Genomic DNA, 26,489 nt, shown 5'->3' with positions numbered 1-26,489 from the left:
GTTTTAGTACAAATTTAAAGCATAACAGTGTAAAAAGTTACGTTTTGCAATATTCGATGCGTAGTATGACTACCGATTTTAGGGGTGATTGGTATAGACAAGACGCAGCGTAGCCGCACGGTTTGCACGTGCCGCGACGCTGGAACGAAGGGAATCAGCCGTGGGGAACGGCGGTGGGGACAGGCGCTGCGTTTTCGCCATCGCGGGGACGGCGCAATTCGTGGGCAAAGGCAGAGTTCCAGGCGTCGAGGCCGCCATGCAGCGGACGCGCATAGGCATAACCTTGTGCAAACATTTGCTTCGCAACGTGCGCTGCCGTCACGTCATTCGGGCAGCTGCAATACACGATGATGTGGCGGTCCTTGGGCAGCGCTTGCAGCACATTGGACAAGTCGCCATTGACCAGCACGGCGCCCGGCACGGCCGGTTCCAGCGATTGCGCCGTGGCGCTGCGGGCATCCACGAGTATCGGCTCGTGGCCATCGAGCAGCAATTGCTTCAACTCGTCCACCGTGATGCGCTCCATTTGCACAGTTTGCTGGAAACGTTTGCGCTCCACGTATTTGTACAGCACAAACAAGGCCAGCAACGTGCCCAGCACGGCCAGCGCTGTGGTTCCCATGGTGGACAAGGTGTCGAGCACTTGCTCGATACTGGTACTGAAATACGCGCCTATGGCAATCCCGCTGCCGCTCCACAGCAAGCCGCCCGGCACGGAAAAGCCCAGGAAGCGGGCGTAACTGGTGCCCATGGCGCCAGACATCGGCGGCGCAATGGTATTGAAACCGGGGACGAATTTCGCTACCAGCAGCGATTTCGGGCCCCAGCGGCGGAAATTATCTTCGGTCTGGCTGACGCAGTAGTCAGGTGACAGGGAAATCCGGCACAACAGTTTCAAGATGCGCTTGCCATAGCGGCGGCCGGCGCGGAACCAAAAGAAGTCGCTGACGGAACATGCCAGCAAGGCAGCGGCCAGTACAGCCGCCCAGTGCAATTCATTTCCGGCCACGAGGGCGCCGGCAACGATCAGCAGGGGAAATGCGGGGATTGGTAATCCCATCTGTTCGACCAGGACGACAGCGAACACAATCAGTACGCCATATTCCCGCAACAGTGTCAGTAAGCTCGCCATGATTCCGCAATGGTAAACGAAATCGCCTCAGCCGGCAGGCGCCGCTCCAGGAACGGCAGCCAGCAGCGCCTGCGTGTACGGGTGCTCCGGGCGACGGTACAGCGTCTCCGCTTCGCCCTGCTCCACCACTTCGCCGCGCCGCATCACCATCACGTGGTCCGCCATGTAGCGCACCACGGACAAGTCGTGCGAAATAAAAATGTAAGACAGGCCGTATTCCTGCTGAAGGTCAAGCAGCAGATTCAATACTTGCGCCTGCACGGATACGTCCAGCGCCGACACGGATTCATCACACACCAGCACATCCGGCTGCAGCGCCAGGCAGCGGGCAATGGCAATGCGCTGCCGCTGGCCGCCGGAAAATTCGTGGGGCCAGCGCTGCAGCGCCGCGCGCGGCAAGCCGACTTTCTCCAGCAACGCTTGCGCCATCCGCGTACGCTCCGCATCGTTTGCGCCGATACCATGCAATTGCATTGGCTCCAGCAAAATCTGCTCGACAGTAAAGCGCGGGTTCAATGACGCGTAGGGGTTCTGGAACACGATTTGCATACGCCTGCGGAATTCCTGCAGCGGCACCTGCCGCACATCGCGCCCGTCAAACAGGACGGTTCCACCCGTGGCCCGATGCAGCTGCATCAACGTCAGTCCCAGCGTGCTTTTGCCACAGCCGGATTCCCCCACCACGCCCAGCGTCGTGCCGCGCTCCAGCGCGAAAGACACGTTGCTTACTGCCGGAAATTCCCGCTTGCGGAACCAGCCGTCACGTACAGTAAAACTTTTACTGAGCTGGTCAGCGCGCAGCACAATACCGCCGGTCGGCGTGCGCGCCGGACGTTGCACCGTGACGGGAGCCCGGCCTTCCATTACATCAGCAATCACCGGCAAGCGCAGCGGCCGCGCATCGATGGGCGGGCGGCATTGCAGCAGCGCCCGCGTGTAGGGATCGCGTGGCTGCGTCAATACGTCGCGCGCCGGCCCGGCTTCGCGCACCACGCCATCGCGCATGACGATGACGTCGTCCGCAATGTCCGCCACCAGCGCCAGGTCGTGCGTAATGAACAGCACCGCCATGCCATGCGCGTGCTGCAGCCGCTTGATCAATTCCATGATTTGTTTTTGCACCGTGACGTCCAGCGCTGTCGTCGGCTCGTCCGCAATCAGCAGGCGCGGTGCGCACGCAATGGCCATGGCGATCATCACGCGCTGCTGCTGCCCGCCAGACAGCTCGTGTGGATAGGCATCGATGCGGCGTGCCGGTTCAGGAATCCCCACCTCTTCCAGCAGTGCCAGCACGCGCTCGCGCACCGCCCTGCCCCGCAACCGCAGATGCCGCACCAGCACTTCGGCGATCTGGTAGCCAACCGTCAGCACGGGATTCAGCGACGACATGGGTTCCTGGAAAATCATCGCGATATCCTTGCCGCACAGCGCGCGCCGCCGGCCCGCATCCAGCGCCAGCACATCGACGCCGTCAAACACGATGCGGCTGGCCGGAGCGATCACCGCCGCATCAGCCGCCAGCAAGCCCATGGCCGCCAGCGCCGTGACGGATTTACCGCTGCCTGATTCGCCGACCAGCGCCACCGTGCGGTTGCGCGGCACCGTGAACGACACGCCTTTCACGGCCGGCGCCAATGCATGGCGTCCGCTGCGGAACGCCACCTGCAAATCGCAGACTTCCAGCAATGGCGCCGTGCTCATGGCAACCTCACCTCATCGGTCAGCAGCGACAGCGCTGCCATCAATAATGTCCCACTCATGAGCGCGTCACTTTCGGGTCAAGCGCATCGCGGATTGTCACCTCATCGGTCAGCAGCGACAGCGCTGCCATCAATAATTTCCCACTCATGAGCGCGTCACTTTCGGGTCGAGCGCATCGCGGATTGTCACCTCATCGGTCAGCAGCGACAGCGCTGCCATCAATAATTTCCCACTCATGAGCGCGTCACTTTCGGGTCGAGCGCATCGCGCATCGCATCGGTCAGCAGCGACAGCGCCGTCACCAATAACGCCATCGCGCCGCTGGCCGCGGCCAGTTGCCACCACTTGCCCAGCAATAGTTCCTGCTGCGCTTCATTGAGCATCGAACCCCAACTGACGTCGCCGACCGGCACGCCAAAGCCCAGGAAAGACAAGATCACTTCCGCCTTGATAAAGCCGACGGCAAGAATGGCCAGCTGCACCAGCGCCACATGGCTGACGTTGGGAAAAATATGCACGAACATGCGCCGCCCATTGGATGCGCCGATGGCTTGCGCCGCCAGCACATAGTCACGTGTCTTGTGCTTCAGGTATTCCGCGCGCATCAGGCGGTATGGCCCAGTCCATCCCGTCAGTCCCAGGATCAGCACAATGGTCGCGGCGCCTTTTTGCTGCAGCACGGCCGCCACCGCAAGGATCATCAGGATCGATGGAATGGCCGTGAACACGCTGTAAAACCAGTTGAAACAGTCATCGATCCAGCCGCCATAAAATCCGGACAGCGCGCCGCTCAGGGTGCCCAGCGCAACGGCCAGCAACGCGCTTGCCAATCCCACCGCGACAGACGTTTGCGCCCCTTTGATGGTTTTCTTGATGACGTCGTGCCCCCATTTGTCTGCACCAAACAGCAATGCAGGCTTGCGCATGCGCCCTTGCCCAGCAACGGCATCGGGCCGCAATGCAGCAATCTCGGCGGCCAGCGGATCAAATTCATTGGGCGGCACGGCAACGGGCGCCGCCGTGGAAGCCGTTACCGCCACGGGACCCGCCATAAACTGCGGCGGCGCATAGTTCACAGCCACTTCCTGTTCCCAGTCTGCCGCCACCAGCCCGCAAGCGGACAACACCGCCAGCACCATAAAGCCCGCGACGACAGCCAATGCCGCCATCCCTACCCGGTCAGCGCGCAAGCGGCGCCACGCCATGAGCCATAACGCCTTCATCAGCGCATCCTCATTGCAGCCGCACGCGCGGATCGAGCGCCTGGTACAGCAGATCGGCCAGCAAATTAAAGACCATGGTGGCAGCGGCCACGCACACAGTCACCGCTTTGATGACGGGGAAATCGCTGCGCTCCACGGCCAGGATCACTTCGCGGCCGATGCCGGGAATGCCAAAGAACCGCTCCAGCAAAAACGCGCCGATCAGCAGCGCCGGCAAGCCTGCCATCACGTGCGTCACGATAGGAATGGCGGCATTGCGCAGCACGTGCACCCACATGACGCGCCGCTCCGGCAACCCTTTGGCGCGCGCCGTGCGCACGTAATCATGGCGCGCTTCATCCAGCACGAAGCTGCGGTACAGCCGCAACGTGGGCGCCATCGATACGGCCAGGCCAATCAGCACGGGCAGCGCCGCATAGCGCAGCAGGTTCTCAGGCAAGCTGCCGCCCCAGCCCTGCACAGGGAACCAGCCCAGGCGGTACGCCAGCCCGTACTGGAACACAATGATGTAAACCAAAATGCTGATGGACATGGCCACCGTACAGGCCAGCATCACGGCACGGTCCGTCAGGCTGCCGCGCACGAACGCCACAGCCAGCGCCAGCGCAATGCCCAGCACGGTTTCAAGTACTGTCAGCGGCACCAGCACCGTCAGCGACGGGCCCAGCCGCGAAGTAATGATGGACGAGACAGCTTCGCCAGTGGCCCAACTGTGGCCGAAGTCGAACGCCGCCACTTGCCGGATAAAGATGCCCAGCTGGACGTAATATGGCTGGTCGACGCCAAGCTGGCGGCGGATATTGGCAATGGCGTCCGCATCGGCCATCTTGCCTGCCAGGATGTAGGCGGGATCGCCGCCCACCCAGTTAAACAGCACAAATACCAGCAAGATCACGCCCAGCATGGTCGGCGCCATTTGCCACAAACGCCGTACTATAAATGCAGCCATCCTTCGCGAGCCCTCTTGCTGTTATCCGGAGGCCCCATCATGCACGCAGCCCGCCGCCACGGGCAAGCAGTGCCGCAAGACAACCGGCTGTCCAGCACAGCTGTGGCCAAAAAGTAACGCTCTTCGGCATATTGTTACACTTCTCAACAAATCGATATTTCGTGTAGATAGACGGGAAATAAAGCACATTTAGGGAAATTGCGGGATATCTTTGTGCTGATATCAACATTTTCAGCGCGCGATACGGGAATTCCTTACCTTGACACCAACTGGCGTGCAGATGCCTACTGCGAAGCATTGAGCAAACGGCAAAGTTGCTCCAATCCATAGATTCCCACCCCAGTTGGAGGTTTTTAAGCATGATGATGGAAACAGTTATGTCCCGTTCCGTACGCCTGGTCTTTGCCGGCGGCGCGGTAGCGGCAAGTATGCTGGCCACGCCGGCAATGGCGCAGGATCAATCGATCCAGCGCGTTGAAATTACCGGTTCGAGCATCAAGCGCGCATCGGCCGAAACCGCTTCGCCAGTGCAAGTGATCAGCCGCGAAGACTTGGCGAAATCGGGCAAGGGCACGGTTTCCGAATATCTGCAAACCCTGACGTCGGACGGCGCGGGTTCGCTGCCAACCGGCTTTGGTAACGGCTTCGCCGCCGGTTCCACCGCGATTTCGCTGCGTGGCCTGGGCGCCACCTCCACCCTGGTGCTGTTGAACGGCCGCCGCATGGCGCCATTTGCCCGCGCCGATGACGGCACCAAGACCTTCACCGACTTGTCCACCATTCCGATGGAAGCCGTGGAACGCATTGAAGTGCTGAAAGACGGCGCATCGTCGACCTACGGCGCGGACGCCGTGGCCGGCGTGGTCAACGTGATCCTGCGTAAAGACCTGGTGGGCGGCATCGTCAAGGGCACCTACGGCGCGTCGAAATATTCCGACAATGAACAAGGCAAGGCATCGGTGACCTGGGGTACCGGTTCGCTGGATTCCGACCGCTTCAACGTGCTGTTGAACGCCGAGTTCTACAACAACAATGAACTGCTGAACAAAGACCGCAACAACCGTGCGTGGATCGGCGCTGCCGACCTGCGTCCATATGGCTACTCGCTGACCGGTTCGCAATTCCTGGCCGGCGACATCCGCGGCGGCGTGGCTGGCGCCAACCCGGTCGGCGCGATCCGCGATCCGAAAACCCTGGCGTACACTTACCTGCCGGGCTGCTCGTCGCTGACGCCGTCGGTGCAAGTCGCCAACAATGGTTGCGTATGGGGCCAGGACCAGTTCCGCTCGATGCAGCCTGAAATCAAAGGCCACAACCTGTACGCCCGCGGCACGTTCAATGTGAACGACGACCACCAGATCTATGCGGAAGCCGGCTACTCCAAGCGCGATACGCACTTCACGCTGATCCCGCCATCGGTGACCCCGACCGTGGTGTCGCCAACCACCGTGACGTCGTGGGGCACGATCATGACGATCGGCGCGACCCACCCGCAAAACCCGTTCGGCGCAGCCGCACGTATCCGCTACTCCGCATTTGACGTGGGCGCATCGACCCGCTACGCCAACAACGAGTTCAAGCGCTTCGTGCTTGGCGCCAAAGGCACGATCGCCGGCTGGGACTATGACACCGGCATCACGTACTCGGATTCCGCACTGGATCTGACGTACACCAACATGCTGAACATGAAGAACTTGCAGCAGGCGCTGAACAACCCGGCCAGCCCGCTGTTCCCGTACTACATCGGCGCGCAGGCATCGAAGAACCCGCAAAGCCTGTACGACGCGATCCGCTACACAGCGCGTTCGCACTCGACCACGTCGCTGGCCACCATCGACTTCAAGGCGTCGCGTGAACTGATGGACCTGCCAGGCGGCAAGCTGGGCCTGGCATGGGGTGTGGAACACCGCCACGAGAAGGTCAGCAACCCATCGCTGTCCGGCACCGAAGACGGCACCATCAATGCATCGTACGTGTCGACCTTTGGCAACAGCAAAGTCGACGCGATCTTTGCTGAATTGGCTGCGCCAGTCATGAAGGGCGTGGAAATCAATGCCGCCGTCCGTTACGACAAATACGACAACTTCAACTCGACCACGCCGAAACTGGGCGTGAAGTGGACCCCGACCAAGACGTTCGCACTGCGCGGCACGTACTCGGAAGGTTTCCGCGCTCCTGGCCCTGCTGAAAACAGCCCGCTGTCGCAATCGGCTGGTTCCGCGCCAGTGTCTGACCCAATCCGTTGCCCTGGCGGCAAGCCAGCGGCCGGCGGCGCCACCACCGCGGACTGCTCGATCACCGTGGCAGGCGTGAAAGTGGGTAACCCTAACCTGCAGCCTGAAAAGTCGAAAGGCTACACGCTGGGCATGGTGTGGGATCCGTTCAACGGCACGTCGCTGACGATCGACGCTTTCAAACTGAAGCGCAGCAACGAGATCAACCAGGTGGCGTTTGCTGAAGCGGCCGCCCTGCCAGGCGCAGTCCGTTCGGACAACAACCTGGTACAAAACGGCGTGACCGTTCCGAACTCCGGCACGCTGCTGGTGATCAACGCGCCATACCGCAACGCGAACTACACGGAAATCAAGGGTGTGGATACGGACATCAAACAGCGCTTCCAGCTGGGCGACATGGGCCGTGCGACCTTGGGCCTGACCTGGACCCATATCAGCTCGTGGCTGCGTGTGGATTCCACCCGTTCGTTCCAGTACGCCGGCACCCACGGCAACTGCGATACGTCGAACTGCGCTGGTACGCCTAAAGACAAGGTCAACATGACCGCGTCGTGGGATAAAGGCGACTGGAACGTGACCGGTACGCTGAACTACCGCGCCCACATGAAGAACGTGGGCGAAGCGTCGGATACGTCTTGCGCCAACACGTTCGCAGACGGCACCCCGGCGCCGTTCGGCTGCCGCCTGGCGTCGTTCTCCACGTTCGACCTCTCGGCCCGCTACAACGTCACCAAGCAGCTGTCGCTGCAAGGCTCGATCGCCAACTTGTTCGACAAAGTGGCGCCGCTGGATCCACTGACCTACGGCGGCATGAGCTACAACCCAATGGACGCTTCCGGCGCCATCGGCCGCTACTTCAAGGGCAGCGTGACGTACAAGTTCTAATCGCCTGATTGAGAACGCTTTAGGGGGCCGGTCAGTTCGCTGACCGGCCCTTTTTCTATTGCCGCTGCCAACGCGATAACGGCCCAACGACCAGCAATTCGCCTAGACAAGCTTGGCGCCGGCGTCAACGTGCGCCGCGCGGCCAAAATGCACGCCCGTTCGCGACACCGCCGACGATTCAACGTTGTCGGGATTTCCGCGAAAACATCGCTAATACGCAATTACTGCCACCAACTTACGCGTACGTTCAGTTATCTTCCATGTAAGTCACACGCATGAAATTTAACAATCAATGCATATACACAATATGAGATATCGCGAAAGCTGGATTTCACCGTTCGTTGTTTTTCGCTTACAGACAACTTTACATTATTGACATTGATACCGGCGGAATGGTTACATCGACAAGTTCTGGAGAAAAATTACTTCCAGGAACTATGAGACTTTAGCAAATCATGTTTACTTATTCCTTGTAGGAGTGTTGGTAATGATGAAAGAAACTGTAATGTCGCGCTCAGTTCGCCTGGTATGTGCAGGCGGCTTGCTGGGCCTCGGCCTCCTGGCGCAATCCGCCATGGCGCAAGAGCAACAAATGCAGCGCATCGAGATCACCGGCTCGTCGATCAAACGTATCGTCTCCGAAACGGCTAACCCGCTGACCGTGGTGAAAGCCGAAGAATTCGTCAAGCAAGGGTTGACCACGGCCCAGGAAGTGCTGGACCGCATCCCTTCGAACAGCTCCAGCTTTGGTTCCGGTAACACCGTGGGCGGCAACAGTTCCGGCCTGCCGACCGGCGGCCAGTCCGTCGCAGACCTGCGCGGCCTGGGCGGCGACAAGACCCTGGTGCTGCTGAACGGCCGCCGCCTGGCTAACCACCCTTACGACGGCGCGTCTGTCGACCTGAACATGATTCCCGTGTCGGCACTGGAACGCGTGGAAGTGCTGCGCGACGGCGCTTCCGCGATTTACGGTACCGATGCCATTGGCGGGGTGATCAACTTCATCACGCGCCGCTCGGTGACCACCACCACCATTACGGCAGAAGCGCTGCTGCCGCGCCGCGATGGCGGCGATGAAAAACGCATCAATGTGTCGACCGGCTTCGGCGACCTGGACAAGGATGGCTTCAACGTCTGGGGCGTGTTCGACTGGCACAAGATGGACATCCTGACGTCGCAGCAGCGCGAATTTTCCAAGACCGGCATCATTCCCGAGCGCGGCCTGAACCTGACGTCCGGCACCACCTTCCCGGGCAACTTCTTCGATCCAGGCTCCAGCGTGGCAGGCAACCCTGGCTTTAAATCCGGTTGCAACCCGCCCTTCTCCGTACCGCGCGCTTCCAACGGCACTTGTCGCCAGGATTACACCCGCCTGATCGACGATTTGCCTGCTCAAGAACAAAAAGCTTTCTTCGGCAAGGCCAGCTTCAAGCTCAACGGCGACCACACTGCCACCATTGAATACTTGCACGCGGAAAACGACGTGCTGTCGCACACGGCGCCGCCGCCGCAGACCGGGCTGGAACTGCCCAAGACCAGCAAGTACTACCCTGGCAATGCAGGCGGCGTGCCCGCCATGCCTGGCTTGTCCGGCCAGCCGTTGTCGGTCAACTGGCGTCCGGTGGAAGCCGGCCAGCGTGAAATCAATTCGCTGGGCGCGGCCGACCGCCTGAGCATCGGGGCCGAAGGCTTGGTGCGCGGCTGGGATTACAAAACCGGCTTCACCATCTCGGAGAGCCGTTCGGCCGAATGGTTCACCGGTGGCTATGTGCGCGACGACGCCTTCGCTGCCGGCGTCAAAAACGGCATCCTGAATCCGTTCGGCCTGCAGGATACGGCCGGCAAAGCCTACCTGGACAGCACTGCCCTGCGCGGCAAAGTACAGAACGGCACCACCCGCAATACCGGCATCGACTTCAAGATTTCCAATGCCGACCTGTGGGAGATGGCCGGCGGCAAGACCGGCCTGGCGCTGGGCGGCGAACTGCGCCGCGAAGAAGCCGACTTCATCGTGAACCGCGACATCGCCGGCCAGGCAGCCAGCTCCGGCCTGTCAGGCTCGCAATCGACCAGCGGTGCGCGCACCATCAAGGCACTGTTCGCTGAAATCGACTTGCATCCGGCGAAAGACCTGGAAGTCCAGTTCGCCACCCGCGTCGACGATTACAGCGATGCCGGCAATACCGTCAACCCGAAACTGGGCCTGAGCTATACGCCGAGCAAGCAAGTGCTGCTGCGCGGTTCGGCATCGACGGGCTTCCGCGCGCCAACCCTGTTCGAGAAAAACGCACCGAAGTCGAAGAACGACACCAACAACTCGTACAACGACCCGATCCTGTGCCCTGGCGGCACATTGTCCAGCAACCCTATCGCCAACCCATTGCGCGACTGCGACTTGCAACAGTTCAAGCTGCAAGGCGGCAACCCGAACCTGAACCCGGAAAAATCGAAAACCTTCTCGGTCGGTATCGTGGTCGAGCCAGTGCCGCAAGCCACGCTGGCAGTCGACTACTGGAACATCAAGCTGAAGGACAAGATCGATGCCGTGCCGGAAGAAGCCATCTACGGCGACTATGCGAAATACAAGGACCGCTTCCTGCGCAATCCCGACGGTTCGCCATTCGCCATCCTGGACTTGAAGGAAAACCTGGGCAAGGTCAACACGGACGGGGTGGACGTGTCCCTGAGCCTGCGCTCGGGCGCCACGCAGTATGGCAACTTCACGTTCAACCTGGACGGCACCTACGTGCACAAATATGAATACCAGGATGAGCGCGACGGCCCGTTCTTCGACAAGGTGGGCGTATACCGCGCCAACAACCCGGTCTTCCGCTGGAAGCACAATGCCACCATCGGCTGGCGCTCGGGCGTCTGGAGCGTGAACCTGGCGCAGTCGTTCAAGACTGGCTACACCGACCAGAACCTGGACATCGATCCGCAGTTCTTCAACCACGTGCCTTCGTACAGCCTGTGGAACCTGACCGGCACCTATACCGGTATCAAGGGCCTGACGCTGATGGCCGGCATCAAGAACCTGCTGGACAAGCAGCCGCCATTCTCGAATCAGGGCACGCTGTTCCAGAAAGGCTACGATCCGCGTTATACCGACCCGCTGGGCCGTACGCTGTACCTGCGCGGCAGCTACGCTTTCTAAGGCGAGCCTTAGCAAAACCGCCGGCTCCGTCCGGCGGTTTTTTTATGCAAAGTGCACATATGACACAATTTGCCGCACCTGTTGCGAAAAAGTGACATAAACTTGGCCCTGATACATTATTTACAAATTAGGGCATGGGTTTGCCAGCAAACGCCGCGCCAACCTTTCGCAAATGCCAATAAGATTCAAATGCTGCAAATTCACCGATATTCCTCGTTTTTTTGCTGCTAGTACGCATATCTGGCAACAATCTACTACTGCCAGCAACTATCTGAAACTTTGGTCCAACCGTGGAAAACGTTGAATTTTCCAGATTGACACCAAATTGCCCGGATGATTTCATAAGCCCTGGAAAAACTTTTGCCGTTTTTTCAATGGCCGACTCATAGGCCTTCGATAACAAGAATTCAACGCTTGGCGATCAGCCACTCAGCGTATTCGTTAGCAGCTTTACCATTGGGAGTTTTTATATGATGTTGGAAAAAGCACTGCCCCGTTCTATTCGCCTGCTGTGCGCTGGCGGCATGGTTTTCGGTATGCACGCCGCCATGGCGCAATCGGATAACCAGCCTATCCAGCGCGTGGAAATTACCGGTTCGTCGCTGAAGCGCGTCGATGCCGAGACCGCACTGCCAGTGCAAGTGATGAGCAAGGCTGAAATTGCACGCACGGGCGCCACCAGTACCCAGGAACTGCTGGCCAGTGTCTCCGCACTGTCTTCCGCAGGTTCCACCTCCAACGCTACCGGCGCCGGCAGCTCGACCTACGGTCTGTCAACCATCTCGCTGCGCGGCCTGGGCGAAGAACGCACCCTGGTGCTGGTCAACGGCCGCCGCTTGGCTGCCTTCGCTGGCGGTGGCGGCGCCAAAGTCAACGTTAACGTCATTCCACTGGCCGCGATTGAGCGTGTCGAAGTGCTGAAAGACGGCGCATCCGGTGTGTACGGCTCCGACGCGGTGGCCGGCGTGGTCAACTTCATTCTGTCGAAGAGCTTCCAGGGCGTGGAAGTAGCCGGCGGCTACGGCACCCCAACCGAACACGGTGGCGGCCAGAACCGAAAAGCATCGGTAACCGCCGGCTTTGGCGACCTGGACAACCAGGGCTTCTCCGTGGTGCTGTCGGCTTCGTACGAAAAAGAAAAGCTGCTGCGCGCGGCTGACCGTGCGTACTCGGCCACCGGCAACAAACTGCCATACTACTCGGCTGGCGCGACCGGCCAGGGCAACATCGAAGGCGCCGTGCGTCCGGGCAAATACCCGAACGACCGCGAACCTGGCCTGTTCGGCACCAGCCCAGGCAGCGGCTACGGCAATCCACTGGCCGCTTCCGGCCAGTGCGAATCGATCCAGATGTTCAAGAACTCGACCAACTCGACCAAGGGCGCACCATACTGCGCATTCGACAGCGCGCCATACGTGGGCCTGATTCCTGACCGCGAACTGAAAAACCTGACCGCCAACGGCACGTTCAAGATCAACAATGATCACCAGCTGTTCGCCGATGCGCTGTATTCGGAAAGCACGGTCAACCAGAACTTCCAGGCTTCCCCGCTGCGCCGCAGCTTCATGGAAACCGACGACCAGTTCGCTAAGCAAGGCGTCGATCCTTCGCTGATCCTGTACCCAAGCAACCCGGTGTACCAGTCGATCGCGGTTCCTTACCTGACCAAGCAAGGCTACACCGGCCTGATCGGCAAGCCGCTGGCCATCACCAGCCGCGTGTTTGACTTCGGCGGCCGCTCCAGCGAAGACACCGCGAAACAGTCGCGTCTGGTTATTGGCGCCAAAGGCACCATCGTTGGCCAGGACTACGAAGTTGCTCTGACAACCAACGAAAGCAAGATCCACGGCACCGTACCGACCGGTTACTTCTCGCAGGTGGCCTACGCCAAGATCATCAACGACCCAGCCAACAACTGGAACCCATGGGCGCCAGGCGGCGTGCAGACCGGCGCATTGGCTGACAAGCTGAAGTCCGCGCAATACACCGGCGACACCCTGGTCGGCAAGTCGAAGAGCGACAGCTTCGACGGCAAGATTTCCGGCGACCTGCCTTCCTTCGCCGGCATCACCGGCCAGTACGCGGCAGGCTATCAGGTGCGTCATGACACCTACGTCACCCACCCAAGCGCGGCACTGGAATCCGGTGACATCGCTGGCCTGGGCGGCGCTACCCCGCCGGTGGACAAGGGCCGCACCATTAATTCGGCCTTCGCTGAAACCAACTTCCCTATCATGAAGACGCTGGACCTGGGCGCCGCCCTGCGCCGCGACCATTACAGCGACTTTGGCTCCAGCACCAACTACAAGGTCAATGCCCGTTGGCAGCCAGTGAAGTCGGTACTGCTGCGCGCATCGGCTGGTTCGGGCTTCCGCGCACCGACCCTGACCGACCTGTGGCAGCCACAAAGCACCGGCAGCTCGGCAGCGTTCAACGACCCTGCAACCCACCAGAACAACCTGCAGGTGAACGCGGTATCGGGCGGCAATCCTAACCTGCAGCCGGAAAAATCGCAGCAGCGCTCGGTCGGCCTGGTGCTGTCGCCGTTCAACAGCCTGACCGTGGGCCTGGACTGGTTCTCGATCAAGGTCAGCGACATCCTGGCAACGCCTTCGGCGCAGGAAGTGGTGTCCGGCTTCCGCAAGGGTGACCCATCGTACAAAAACCTGGTGCGCCTGGCTGGCAACGATGTTGACCTGATCTACACCACGCTGGCTAACACCGGCAATGCCAAGGTGAAAGGTCTGGACGTATTCGCGCAATATCGCCAGAACACCAGCGTGGGCCGCTTTGACATTGGCCTGAACGGTACTTACATGGACCAGTTCGACCAGACCAGCCCAGGCGGCGATATTTCCCGCAAAGTTGGCACCCTGGTGGACAAGGATGGCAACCCGGTACTGGGCGCCGACAATGGCGGTGTGGTGCTGCGCTGGAAACACGCTCTGAGCGGCACCTGGACCCAAGGCCCGCTGTCCGTCACGCTGACGCAGAACTATTCGTCGCGTTACGAAACCGGCCACCGCCAGCAGGATGACGTGCAAAACTTCGTGGGCGCGCAAGCTACCTACGACATGAACGTGACCTGGAAAGGCATCAAAAACCTGACGCTGAGCGGCGGTCTGCGCAACATGTTCGACAAGCAGCCTAGCATCTTCGTTCCTGTGAGCAACCAGTTCCAAGCTGGCTATGACATCACGCAATACGACCCACGCGGCCGCTTTGTGTACGTCAACGCTGCATACACGTTCAAGTAATACCTGAACTGCTGCCCGCCTGACCGGCGGGCATTGCCGCGAAATAAAAAGCCCCGATGCCGGCTTCCGGCATCGGGGCTTTTTTCATTTGCGGCGCTACTGGTCAGTCTTCGTTTTTCAGGCGGCGCTGGCGCACTGCCGCCGCCAGGTTTTCCAGTACTTGCACACTGGCGTCCCAGTCAATGCAGCCATCCGTAATCGACTGGCCATAGGTCAATTCCTTGCCCGGCACCAGATCCTGGCGGCCTGCCACCAGGTGCGATTCCACCATGACGCCAACAATGCGCTGGTCGCCGGCAGCCACTTGATTGGCGATATCTGCGCACACTGGCACCTGGTTTTCCGGCTTTTTCGAACTGTTTGCGTGCGATGCATCGATCATCAAGCGCGCCGCCAGGCCATAGCCGCCAATGGCTTTGCACGCTTCCTCGACGCTGGCCGCGTCATAGTTCGGCGCCTTGCCGCCACGCAAAATAATGTGGCAATCCTCATTGCCGGCTGTCGATACAATGGCCGAGTGGCCGCCTTTGGTGACAGACAGGAAGTGGTGCGGCTGCGACGCAGCCTTGATGGCTTCCACTGCGATTTTCACGTTACCGTCCGTGCCATTCTTAAAGCCTACCGGGCACGACAAGCCGGACGCCAGTTCACGGTGCACCTGCGATTCCGTCGTACGGGCGCCGATCGCGCCCCAGCTGATCAAGTCGGCAATGTATTGTGGGCTGATCACGTCCAGGTATTCGGTACCGGCAGGCAAGCCCAGTTCATTGATGTTGCGCAGCAATTCACGCGCCATGCGCAGGCCATCATTGATACGGAAGCTGTTATCCATGTACGGGTCGTTGATCATGCCCTTCCAGCCCACGGTGGTGCGCGGCTTTTCGAAGTACACGCGCATGACGATTTCCAGGTCGCCCTTCAGCTTTTCACGCAGCGGCGCCAGGCGGTTTGCATATTCCATCGCAGCTTTCGGGTCGTGAATCGAGCAAGGGCCAATCACTACCATCAGGCGGTCATCCTGGCCGTGCAGGATGCGGTGCAGTGCAATGCGCGCGTCTGCCGCCGTCTGGCTGGCGGCGTCAGTGCACGGGAACTCGCGGATCAAATGGGATGGGGGTACCAGTTCCTTCATTTCGCGGATGCGCAAGTCGTCGGTGCGTTGCATGTCGTTTCTCCTGAGTTATGGATGTGTAGGTCTGATCAAAAATTCGGGGTAAAAAAAAAACCGCCACTGCTGGCGGTTTCGTTTGGGTTTGCTGGGATCTCGTTTCTACGTGAACCGGCCGCTACTCCACCGCCTTTGGGTTGGAATTGCTAAAGTAAAAATAGCCGGTAAAGGAGAATTTGGTCATTGCGAGTTCCTGAATGTCAAACGACTATAACAACAATTTGCGCCATCTGGCAAGAAAAACCAAATAAAAGTAAGAAAAAAGCCGTTCAGCTTGCGCTGAACGGCCAAAGTTAGCAGTTTAAACGGTCAGGACTTAGAACTTGTAGCTGCCCACCAGATAGAACTGACGGCCCAGTGGGTCGGTGTAACGGCCATCGTAGCCCAGCTGGTTGCCGCCGCCAGCGATACGCTGGGAGAATGGAGGCTCGGTGTTGAACAGGTTCTTGATGCCGCCAGTGATGGTGAAGTTCTTGTTGAACTTCCAGCGCGTCTGCCAATCCCACACGGTGTACGACTTCACGTCGCGCTTCAGGCCCACGTAGTCGCCAATCGAACCGTCGGAGTTCAGCGCAACGATGGCGCCGTCGTCTTCGGTCAGCGGCATGTCATGGTAGCCCGACTTGTACACGGCGGTCAGCGAGTGCGTCAGGGCGTCGGACTGCTTCCAGGTCACCGTACCTTTGGTGATCAGGCGGAACACCACGTCGTTGTACGAGTCAAAGCGGCCCACGGAACCTTCCACCGGATCGGTCGCCAGCGCTTGCTGGTTCGCCTTCAGCATGTAGGTACCGGTCCAGTTGAACGTGAACTTGCCCATGCCGGTGTTCAGGCCAAAGGTGTGATCCCAGTCGATACCCTGGTAGTGCGAGCTGGCCAGGTTGAACGGGGTCAACGACGCGACCAGCACATTTTCCTTCTGGATCGGATCGTAGTACGACGAGAACAGGCCCATGTACTTCGCTGGGTTGTTGAACACTTCGTTCTCAGGCAGCTTGCGGATCTGGTCGTTGATCTTCACGTCCCACAGGTCGAAGCCGATCGACACGTTCTTCACTGGCTCGACGCGGAAGCCAATGGTGGCTTGCTTCGACGTCTCAGGCTTCAGGCCGCCGGCGCCGGACAGTGCGTTACCGCCATCCAGCAGACCGTATTCAGCATTGCCGTTGCACAGCTTCAGCAGCGGGCCGGAAGTGATCGGGCATGGGTGGAAGCCGGACGAACCGCCATTGACCACAGGTTTGGTCACGTCGGTCAGGATCGGCGCCTTGAAGCCGGTACCATACGATGCGCGCACCAGCAGGTTGTCAACTGGACGCCATGCGGCGGACAGCTTGTAGGTGGCTTTCGATGCCGAGTCACCTTGGGTCGCAGGAGCGATCAGGTTGCCAGCGGAGTCGAAGTTTTTCTTGTTCTTGACGGCGTCGTAGCTGTCATAGCGCAAGTCGCCGGTGACTTCCAGACCTTTCATCACTGGCACAACCAGTTCAGCAAACGCACCCCAGTTCTTGCGGGACGAATCGACTGGCAGCGAGCCGGTACCGCCACCGACGTTGGTGTCGGTCCAGTTAGGCTGCAGGCTGTTCGGGCCCATGGCGATTGGGGCTGGTTCGTCGATGTACTTCTGGGTCGACATGTCGGCGCCCAACGCCAGCATGGCGGCGCCGCCACCGGCCTGGAAGATTTCACGCGAACCACGCAGGTTCAGCACGTCGATCTTGGACGTGGTGACGTCCAGTTCCTGGTGCAGCACGGCCGAAGCCAGGGCTGCCTTGGTTTCCGCGGTCGGTACGATGAATGGGTTGTAGGTGCCCGCTTTCATCAGCGCGTCCAGCTTGTCGCCGGAGGTATAGCCGGCTACCGCATTGTCGATGGCTTTGTTTTCCGAGTGAACGTAGGCAGTGGTCCAGTCCCAGCCGAAGTGGGTGCCTTCCAGGCCCAGCGCCAGGTGCTTGGCGTTGGTTTCCCAGCCGTCGGTACGGCCGCCCGCGTCAACCAGACGCAGGTTCATGGTGGCGGTTTTGACTTTGGCTGGGTCCACGCCCAGTTTCACCAGTGCCGGCACCACGTTGGCTTTGAACAGCGCCGAGTTGATGTCCAGGCTCAGCGGCTGTGCCGGAGGCGCGTAACGCGCGGTGCTGGTGAACTTGGAGTACAGACCTTCAGCGAAGAACTTCAGGTTGTCGTTGATCTTGACGTTGGCATTGACGAAGAAACCGTCACGCTTCAGTTCTGGCAACAGTTCCACGGTCGCGCCGTAGTTGAACAGGCAGCGGTTGCCGACCTTGAAGGTGTTTGGTGCGCCGCACGAGCCGGAGTTGATCAGGCCAGGGTTGAACGAGGCCAGGGTTTTGCTGCCATCCTTGACGGCCACGTTGCCTGGAATCGAGTTCGACGACAGCATGTACAGCGAGTAATTCTTGCCGCCTTCGGAGTAAGGGTGCACGCCACCTGGCGCGCTGAATGGACGATCCGACGCGTTCAGCTCGGACTGGGTGTCGTGGCTGTAGGACAGCATCACGTTGAAACCGTTGGCTTCGTAATCGCCGAAGCCTTTGGAAATGGCGACGTTCGAGGTGGCGCCAGCGCTGCCCTTGCTTGGACGGTTGTAGGTCAGCTCGATGTTGGCGTCTTGCGAGTTTTTCTTCAGGATGAAGTTGACTACGCCGGCAATCGCGTCAGAGCCGTACAGTGCGGAAGCACCGTCAGTCAGGATTTCCACGCGCTCAACAGCCGACAGCGGGATCGAGGCCAGGTTGACTGCGGAACCGGACGAGTATGGCGCGATGCGGCGGCCATTCAGCAGAACCAGGGTGTAGCTGGTGCCGATCGCGTGCACAGAGGCAGTTTGCACACCGCCGCCGCTGCCGTTAACGGAAGCCGAGGAAGTAACGAAACCTTGCATGGATGGCAAGGTGGCAACCAGGTCGGCCACCGTGGTCGCGCCGGTTTGTTCGATTTGCGCCTTGGACAGCGATTGCACAGGCAGCGCGCCTTCTGCAGCGATACGCTTGATAGCGGAGCCGGTGATTTCCACGCGTTGAATCTGCTGGTCACCCTGTTGTGCCATTGCCGGCGCAGACAGCAAACCTGCAGCTACCAGCGAGCCCGAGAACATCAGGCGCACTGACCGCGATAAAACGGTTTCTTTCATCATTATCGTTATTCCTTGCTTCATTTCTAGTTGATTTCTTTTAACTTTGAACAGATCCGGACCGGTCATGTGCTGGCAGCCACATTTCTATTCACCTCCCATACAGCCGCACGCAGTGCTGTGCACGACGAACTGGCATTCCCTCGGCCAAGCAGCCATTTTGTAACCGCAGCCAAAGAAGGCGTAATGGAAACATAGGCGATGAAACCTAGTCAAACGCACTGTGCATTATTACAACGAAATACGACAAGAAATATAAATTAGCATCTAATTCACTTAATTTTCAGAACTTAATTTAGCAATTTTAAAAATTGCAGAATATTATTCCATTTTAGCTTGAGCGCTATTTAGCGCATTTTTAGCGATGAAGTGTCAATACAGATTTAAAAAAATCCACACTCTTGACTAAATTAGCAACAAAAAAGAAACTAATAGTCACAGACAAACTTGGGACAGACACATCATTTTTTTACAAGAATTGTGAACGTGATGCACCCTCCCGCTCTTGCTGCGGCCAGCTGTATCAATAAAAATACAAAATTCGAAGGTTGCAAAAGGATAGGCAGAAAATGCCAGAAGTTGTCGGATTATATTTACAACTTCATAGTGACGCAGCGCATCAATTCTGCCGATGTCGGAATGTCCGGGTTGCCAGGACAAGCGATCAAGTTGGGGAGTAATTTGGCAATAGTTATCAAATTTCAACCACTCTTGGTCATCAAAATGAAAGCCTTTGACCGCTGCATGCGAGGCCGCGCTGTGCGTTGTGGCCCAACAACAGGGAATGGAATGAGCCCAAAAAATTGTCGCTGGACGATGTTGAGGTCGGTCACTAAATAGATGCTTTTGTTGGCAAAAGCTGCTTTTTTTAGCCAACAGCGACGTCCGGACGCGCTGCCGGGCGTTGTTTTAGGTTAACAAGTTAAAACGCCGCCAAGCACAGGCATGGCGGCGTTCAACGGCCATGTTGGCCTAGGGAAAAGGAATTAAGCCGTACCGCCAACCGTCACGCCATCCAGCCGCAACGTCGGCTGCCCCACGCCGACCGGCACGCTTTGGCCTTCCTTGCCGCACACACCGACACCGGAGTCCAGCTTCATGTCGTTGCCGATCATGGACACGCGGTTCAGCACATCCGGTCCATTGCCGATCAGGGTCGCGCCTTTCACCGGGTACGTGATCTTGCCATCTTCAATCATGTACGCTTCGCTGGCCGAGAACACGAACTTGCCATTGGTAATGTCCACCTGGCCGCCGCCAAAGTTCACCGCATACAAGCCGTTTTTCACGGAAGCGATGATTTCCTGCGGATCCTTGTCGCCGCCCAGCATGTAGGTATTGGTCATGCGCGGCATCGGCAAGTGGGCAAACGATTCGCGGCGCGCGTTGCCCGTCACCGGCATTTTCATCAGGCGCGCATTCATCGTGTCCTGGATATAGCCCTTCAAAATACCGTCTTCAATCAACGTGGTGCACTGGGTCGGGTTGCCTTCATCGTCGATATTCAGCGAACCGCGGCGGTCCGCCAGCGTGCCGTCATCAACCACGGTCACGCCCTTGGCGGCCACGCGTTCGCCGATACGGCCGGAGAACGTGGACGAACCTTTACGGTTGAAGTCGCCCTCCAGACCGTGGCCAATGGCTTCGTGCAGCAAGATGCCCGGCCAGCCCGGACCCAGCACGACGGTCATCGGACCAGCCGGCGCTGGACGCGCATCGAGGTTCACGGTGGCGGATTTCACCGCATCTTCCGCATAGCTATCCAGCACGTCATCCGTGAAATAAGCGTAATCGTAACGGCCACCGCCGCCGGACGACCCCACTTCGCGGCGGCCATTCTGTTCAGCAATGACGGTCAGCGATACGCGCACCAGCGGACGGATATCGGCCGCCAGCACGCCATCGCTGCGCACCACCAGCACCACGTCGTATTCGCCGGCCAGGCTGGCCATCACTTGTACGACGCGGGGATCTTTCGCGCGCGCCATTTTTTCCACGCGCTCCAGCAATTTGACTTTGGCGGTCGCATCGAGCGACGCCAGCGGGTCATGCGGCAAGTACAGCGAACGGCCGCCCTGGTGGAATGTCTGCCCCGCCACCTTGACCTTGCCGGAACCGGCGCGGGCAATGGTGCGGGTTGCCGCCGCCGCATCGAGCAGCGCGCGCTCGGAAATTTCATCGGAATACGAAAACGCGGTTTTCTCGCCGGAGACGGCGCGCACACCGACACCCTGGTCGATCGAGAAGCTGCCGGTTTTGACGATGCCTTCTTCCAGGCTCCAGCCTTCGTTTTTCGTGAACTGGAAATACAAGTCCGCGTAATCGACTTTGTGCGTAAACATGCTGCCCAATGCTTTGAGCAGCTTGCCTTCATCCAGTCCGAATGGCGTCAGCAACAATTCACGCGCGACCGCCAGCGAGGACAGGTTGGGTTCGAATGGAGTCATAGTAAATAATGCCTTTTTCAATATATTGACGCCATTGTATTGCGTATGGCCGCTGGCCGTCACATGGTCCGATGCTTTAACGCAGGCAAACTTTCCCGCACGGACGCCATAAAGATGGGATCGACTTCGCCATGGACGACGCCTTCGCCTTCCGCGATCACGGTTTTGACTTCGCCCCACGGGTCAATCAGCATGCTGTGGCCCCACGTGCGGCGGCCATTCTTGTGTTCGCCGCCCTGCGCCGCCGCCAGCACATAGCACTGGTTTTCAATGGCGCGGGCGCGCAGCAACACTTCCCAATGGGCGCGGCCCGTCGTATACGTAAAGGCGGCCGGCACGACAATCAGCGACAGCGGGCCCATCGCGCGGAACAGTTCAGGGAACCGCAAGTCATAGCAGACCGACATGCCGACTTTACCGACCGGCGTTTCCACCACTCCAACGTTGCGGCCCGGCACAATGGTGCGCGATTCGTCGTACGATTCCGTGCCCTTGGTAAAGCCAAACAAGTGGATCTTGTCATAGCGGCCCACGTGCCGGCCTTCGCTGTCATACACCAAGGTGGTGTTGATGACTTTGGCAGGGTCATCGGACGCCAGCGGCAACGTGCCGCCCAGCAGCCAGATACCGTGCTGGCGCGCCATCGATGACATGAAATCCTGGATCGGCCCGCTGCCCAGCGGTTCCGCCACGGCCACCTTGTCCGTGTCGGACAAGCCCATGATGGCCCAATATTCCGGCAACAGCACCAGCTTCGCCCCCGTCGCGGCAGCCTGTTCAATCAGGCGGCGCGCGGTGGCGATGTTTTCTTCAACGGATGGCGTGGAGACCATCTGGACAGCAGCGACAATATTCATTGCTTGGCTTCCTTGCGAGAGTCGATCTTGGTGATGACGGGCGCCTTCCAAGGCCCCGTCACTTGCATTTCATACGTTAAAGCTTTCGACAGCGGCTGGCTCAGGAACAGTTGCGTCAGGAAACTGCCCAGGCCCACGACGGGATTCACAGCCAGCGCATACATCAGTGGCGCCGTGCCGAAATTCACTTCCGGCATCACCACCACATGCAAATTCGTTGTTTCATTTGCGATGTCCGCCGAGCCTGCCATCAGCACTGTGGCGGCCACACCATGCATTTTCAAGTTTTCCGTGCGCACGATGCCATGGTTGATGGCGGCATTGGCGGTAATGCCGTCAAATGCCAAGCCCTCGGAAAACACGTCGTGAAAATCCAGTTTCAGCAAGCGGGGCAGCGCCTGCAAGCTCAGCACGCCCAGCAATTTCGCCGCGCCCGGGTCTTGCTTGAGGAACTGGCCTTTGGCCACATCCATCTTTAACTGGCCGGATAGGCTGGGGATATCGAACGCATACGGCAAACCCGTCCACGCGATATCGCCGCTCAGCGTGCCTTTACCATTGCGCAACGTGTCGGTAAAGCCAAAGCGGTCCAGCAACTTGCCCGCGTTAATAATATCCAGGTCGAAGTTCAGGCTGCTGTGGTGCTGGCCATCCTTGCCCACGACCCAGCGGCCCGTGCCTTTCAGTTCGCCGTCGGCATTGGCCAATGTAAGTTTCGACACTTTCCATTCGCGCGAAGCCGGCGCGTTATAAGCCTGCAATTCCAGGCGGCCCAGCGGCTTGTTGAACAATTCAAAGCGCTCGGCCACGATATCGAGCGCGGGAATGGCGGCTTGCGAACCTTTATTTTCCAGCAAATCCTTGACTTCATTGGCGGACGACGACGGGATAATCAGCGACGACAGCCGCGCCGTGACTTTGCCGATGCCCTGCCCCGCCGCGCTGGTGTTCCAGGTCACATAACCGGCAGCTTGCGGCGATTCCACATTGGCTTGCCAGATGCCTTTCTGGTTGGTGACACCGGCCACCACGTTATCAAGTTTGCGTTCGCCCAGCACCAATTCGCTGGCGCGCGCCGCCATCGCATCGATCGTCACATATTGCGCAATATCGGAACCATTCGGATTGGCAGGCGGCGCATTCGGGTCGGGCTTGCCGGCAATATGGTCTGCCAGGTCGATCCAGTGGTCGACATTCAGCGACTTCAAGTTGGCATTCAGCGCCAGGCCGCTGTCCGGCTCCGGCGCCGGCGTATTGACGCCGATCCCGCCCCGCACCATTTTCCACGGCCCTTTGCCCACGCGCTGGCGCTGGTACGCTGCCGACAGGCCGGAACCCAGTGCAATGCGCAAATCATCGTGCATGACAGCGGAGCCATTGACGATGGTGGCCGCATCGCCGGTCAGCACGACCCGCAACGGCAACACGTCCGCTGCGTTCTTGATCAGCGGCGCGGGGAAGTCCAGGCCCAGCCCGGCCAGGTTGGAATCCACGGTAACGGAATAACGGTGGTCGCGCGCCATCACGAGGCCGCTATAGCGGGCGCTGCCACTAAAGTGCGCGGCCAGCCGCGCCACTTCCGGCACGGGCCACGTTTTGCGCAAGCCATCCGTGGTCACGGCGCCTGCCAGCTTGACCTGGATCGAACCGTCGCGCTGCGTCCCACCCGACACCGCCACCGGGCCGCCGACAAATGCGCCCGACAAGCCATTCAAGTTGACGCCTTTTTCATTGAATTCAATTTTGCCGGTCGCGCCCAGCACGGGCGGCATGTCATGCCACAACACCACGTCATTGCCCAGTAATTGCAGCACGCCCTGCACTTTCGAGTCATGCAGGTTGGCCAGCGGCAGCCGCAAGCTCAAGCCCAGCTTGGCATTGCCGGTCGATGTGGTTTCATCCGTGAAGTGGCCGATCCATTCCAGCACCGGGCTGGCGGCCACGTAATTCACGTAATCCTGCATGGCGCCCACGGCATTGCCATCGATTTCCAGCATGCTGTCGTGGATGCTGAGGTCGGGAATGACAGCCTTGACGTTCGACAGTGCGACATTGCCCGTCACGGCTGTATCGCCGCGGATTTCCATGCGCACGCCTTCAAACAGGAAACTGCCTTTGATCTTGTCCGCCACCGGCCATTCGGGCGACTTGCCATCCTTGGCGTAATAACCGGGATCGTAATTCAAGCGGCCATTGTGGATGCGGCCGCCGATCTTGAATTCCCCCTTGCTCTTGTCGGCAAAAGGGAAATGCGCCAAGTCGCCCCGCAAGCGCAAATGCACGTCATCCGCACGGCCCTCTTCCAGTGCGCCCGTCAGCCATTGGCGCAAATGTTCCGGCGTATGCACGGGCAGGTAGCGGCCGATTTTCTTCACGTCAAAACCGTCCAGCTTGCCGACAAAATCCGCCACGCCGGCACTCTTGCCATCGAGCGGCACCACGTGCGTGCCGGTCAGCGAGCCCGTCAAACCCTCTTGTGCAAAGACCAGGTTATCGACGTCGACCTTCAACCGTTCATTGCCGTCAAACGTCCAGCTGAATTTGCCGTTGAGGCGGTCAAACGGCATATCGCCTTCCGCGAAATAATCAGGCATGCGCAGCACGGACTGGTCCGCGTCCAGCGTAAATTTGCCGCCCTTTTCGCTGGCTTCCAGCGTGCCGGACAAACCGTCAAACCCAGGCAGCGCCGGCATGCCGCGCACGCCAGGCGTATGGGCAGTCTTGGGCACCGGCAGGCGCGCGGCGCGCGGCTTCATGCCCAAATGGTCGAGGCGGCCTTTGACCAGGTAAGCATTCAGCGCCGGATACGTGCCATACCATGTGGCCGTCACGTCCACCAGCTTGCCGGTCGGGTCGACGTCGGCCAATACCTGGCGCTGCTGCGCCGACAAGGGTAAATGCGCAGCCAGCGCGGCCAGCGCTTGCAAGTCCAGTACACTGGCCGACACTTCCATGCGTTCCGGCGATTTTTTCGTGGCAGCGGCAAAGCGCTCCGACAAATTCGTCGGCGCCATGACGAGGCCGTCGCGCGTCTTCAGCGAAAAGTTCGTCAGCGTGATTGAATGGCCCAGTGCGCCAAATGCCGGCTGGCTGCTTTGCAACGCAGCGGGAATTTCTTCGCGGGCGGAAATGCGGCCCTGCACTTGCTCCAGGTCCAGCGCAGGCAAGTCCGGCGCCAGCCGCGCCGTCACATCTTGCAAGCCCACGTCGGCAGTAAAGGCCGCCAGTTTCAAGTGATCGAGCCGCACCCAGGCACGCACGGAACCCATGGCCGACTGCACATCGAGCGGGTAATCAATGTGGTTTTTCCATGCCGCCAGGTCGGCTTTTTGTACATCCGCGTAGATTTCACCCTGCCACAGGCGCACGTCGGACGGACGCTGGGCAAACGTCGGATGGACAAAATCGGCCCGCACATCGACCGGGCCGCCCAGTTCCTGCGCCGGCGTCGCCTGCAGCGCCAGCCGGTGGCGCCGCCACTGGTTGCGCAGCACGACATTCAAGTTCGCCAACGACAAAGTGGGCTTGGCGCGCAGCTGGTCGGTCCAGTCCAGCCGGCCTTCGCGGATGACGATTTCCTGCTGCATCAGCAGCCAGTCCGCGCCCTTGCCATCGCCTTTGCGGTCCAGGTCGATATACACGCCGGCTGCATACAATTTGCCGTCAAGCTCGCGCCGCACGTCGAGGTTGGGGCGGATCAGTTCCAGCGAGCGGAACCGGACATCCAGCGCCGCCACGCTCCACCACGACAAGGTGGCCGACACGCTGGGCAGCGACAGTACCTGGTTGCCGGCTTTGTCGCGCAAATGCACGTCGCCAAGGAATAACGTGGGGTATAAACCCGTCCACGACGCATAAATCCTGTCGATGGTGACGGGATTGCCGAGCGCCTGGCTGGCCGACTTTTCTATATCCGGCTTGTAATGATCGATATTGGGCAGCACCAGGTAGCGCAGCACGAGGAACAGCAGGCCAAATGCAAAATACAGCGCCAGCACCAGCTTCAGCGTGAAGCCCAGCACGTGGTGGGTAGCCAGATTGGCGACCCGGTAGGCCGCACGCAGCCGTTGCCAGCGCACAGCCAGGGGCGTGCTGCCGGTCTCGGACAACTGCGACGTTTTTTGCATGGATACGCTAATAATTCAGGCCCGGTTGTAATGGAAATCTATAGAATCGTCGTAGGCCGGATTAGGCGCAACGCGCCGTAATCCGGCGCCCGCATTGCACGCATAGGCGGATTACGCGGGCTTTGCCCGTTAATCCGCCCTACATGTCTGCTGCGGAATGCATCCTGAAGTTGCCATTTTAACCGATGGCAGGCCCCCGCC

Annotated in this window: 14 protein-coding genes; 3 read left to right on the top strand and 11 right to left on the bottom strand. The window is 59.5% G+C overall.

Annotated features, from left to right (window positions below; all coding sequences use genetic code 11):
- Positions 1-154 precede the first annotated feature (154 nt).
- The 4 genes from GM668_RS22955 to GM668_RS22940 form a co-directional block, all read right to left on the bottom strand.
- Positions 155-1,132: a VTT domain-containing protein gene (locus GM668_RS22955; RefSeq protein ID WP_155441296.1), complete on the bottom strand. Its 978-nt coding sequence runs from the start codon at positions 1,130-1,132 to the stop codon at positions 155-157.
- 27 nt (positions 1,133-1,159) lie between these two features.
- On the bottom strand, positions 1,160-2,833 hold the full coding sequence (locus GM668_RS22950) for an ABC transporter ATP-binding protein (RefSeq protein WP_155441295.1): 1,674 nt from the start codon (positions 2,831-2,833) through the stop codon (positions 1,160-1,162).
- Positions 2,834-3,066: 233 nt separating this feature from the next.
- A complete protein-coding gene (locus tag GM668_RS22945) occupies positions 3,067-4,056 on the bottom strand; it encodes an ABC transporter permease (RefSeq protein WP_155441294.1) in 990 nt (329 codons plus the stop codon).
- Between the two features lie 10 nt (positions 4,057-4,066).
- On the bottom strand, positions 4,067-5,005 hold the full coding sequence (locus tag GM668_RS22940) for an ABC transporter permease (protein ID WP_155441293.1): 939 nt from the start codon (positions 5,003-5,005) through the stop codon (positions 4,067-4,069).
- A gap of 377 nt (positions 5,006-5,382) precedes the next feature.
- Here GM668_RS22940 and GM668_RS22935 point away from each other — a divergent pair, with 377 nt between their 5' ends.
- Positions 5,383-8,124, top strand: a complete 2,742-nt coding sequence (locus GM668_RS22935; protein WP_211923441.1) for a TonB-dependent receptor — start codon at positions 5,383-5,385, stop codon at positions 8,122-8,124.
- Positions 8,125-8,611: 487 nt separating this feature from the next.
- Positions 8,612-11,278, top strand: a complete 2,667-nt coding sequence (locus GM668_RS22930; protein ID WP_308506840.1) for a TonB-dependent receptor plug domain-containing protein — start codon at positions 8,612-8,614, stop codon at positions 11,276-11,278.
- Positions 11,279-11,405: 127 nt separating this feature from the next.
- Here GM668_RS22930 and GM668_RS22925 read toward each other — a convergent pair whose 3' ends face one another.
- A complete protein-coding gene (locus tag GM668_RS22925) occupies positions 11,406-11,681 on the bottom strand; it encodes a hypothetical protein (RefSeq protein ID WP_155441292.1) in 276 nt (91 codons plus the stop codon).
- A gap of 67 nt (positions 11,682-11,748) precedes the next feature.
- On the opposite strand from GM668_RS22925, the gene GM668_RS22920 reads away from it, so the two are divergent.
- Entirely contained in the window at positions 11,749-14,535 is a 2,787-nt protein-coding gene (locus GM668_RS22920) for a TonB-dependent receptor (RefSeq protein WP_155441291.1), read from the top strand.
- Positions 14,536-14,638: 103 nt separating this feature from the next.
- Here the strand turns inward: GM668_RS22920 and aroG are convergent, their stop codons facing one another.
- The 6 genes from aroG to GM668_RS22890 all read right to left on the bottom strand — a co-directional run bounded on the left by aroG (position 14,639) and on the right by GM668_RS22890 (position 26,288).
- On the bottom strand, positions 14,639-15,700 hold the full coding sequence (gene aroG, locus GM668_RS22915; RefSeq protein WP_155441290.1) for a 3-deoxy-7-phosphoheptulonate synthase AroG: 1,062 nt from the start codon (positions 15,698-15,700) through the stop codon (positions 14,639-14,641).
- A gap of 319 nt (positions 15,701-16,019) precedes the next feature.
- Complete coding sequence (locus GM668_RS22910; RefSeq protein ID WP_155441289.1) at positions 16,020-18,860, bottom strand: TonB-dependent receptor domain-containing protein; 2,841 nt, start codon at positions 18,858-18,860, stop codon at positions 16,020-16,022.
- Between the two features lie 432 nt (positions 18,861-19,292).
- Complete coding sequence (locus tag GM668_RS22905) at positions 19,293-19,733, bottom strand: hypothetical protein (protein ID WP_155441288.1); 441 nt, start codon at positions 19,731-19,733, stop codon at positions 19,293-19,295.
- A gap of 110 nt (positions 19,734-19,843) precedes the next feature.
- Positions 19,844-21,304 (bottom strand): metalloprotease TldD, encoded by a 1,461-nt coding sequence (tldD, locus tag GM668_RS22900; RefSeq protein WP_155441287.1) that lies wholly within the window; start codon positions 21,302-21,304, stop codon positions 19,844-19,846.
- Positions 21,305-21,363: 59 nt separating this feature from the next.
- Complete coding sequence (locus GM668_RS22895; protein ID WP_155441286.1) at positions 21,364-22,161, bottom strand: carbon-nitrogen hydrolase family protein; 798 nt, start codon at positions 22,159-22,161, stop codon at positions 21,364-21,366.
- Positions 22,158-26,288: a YhdP family protein gene (locus GM668_RS22890; protein WP_155441285.1), complete on the bottom strand. Its 4,131-nt coding sequence runs from the start codon at positions 26,286-26,288 to the stop codon at positions 22,158-22,160. The genes GM668_RS22895 and GM668_RS22890 overlap by 4 nt, the downstream gene beginning before the upstream one ends.
- Positions 26,289-26,489: the final 201 nt, after the last annotated feature.

The sequence above is a fragment of the Pseudoduganella ginsengisoli genome (assembly GCF_009720865.1).
Classification (GTDB): Bacteria; Pseudomonadota; Gammaproteobacteria; order Burkholderiales; family Burkholderiaceae_D; genus Rugamonas; species Rugamonas ginsengisoli.
The sequence above is the reverse complement of the archived record's forward strand: the minus strand, read 5'-3'. Positions and strand labels throughout refer to the sequence as shown.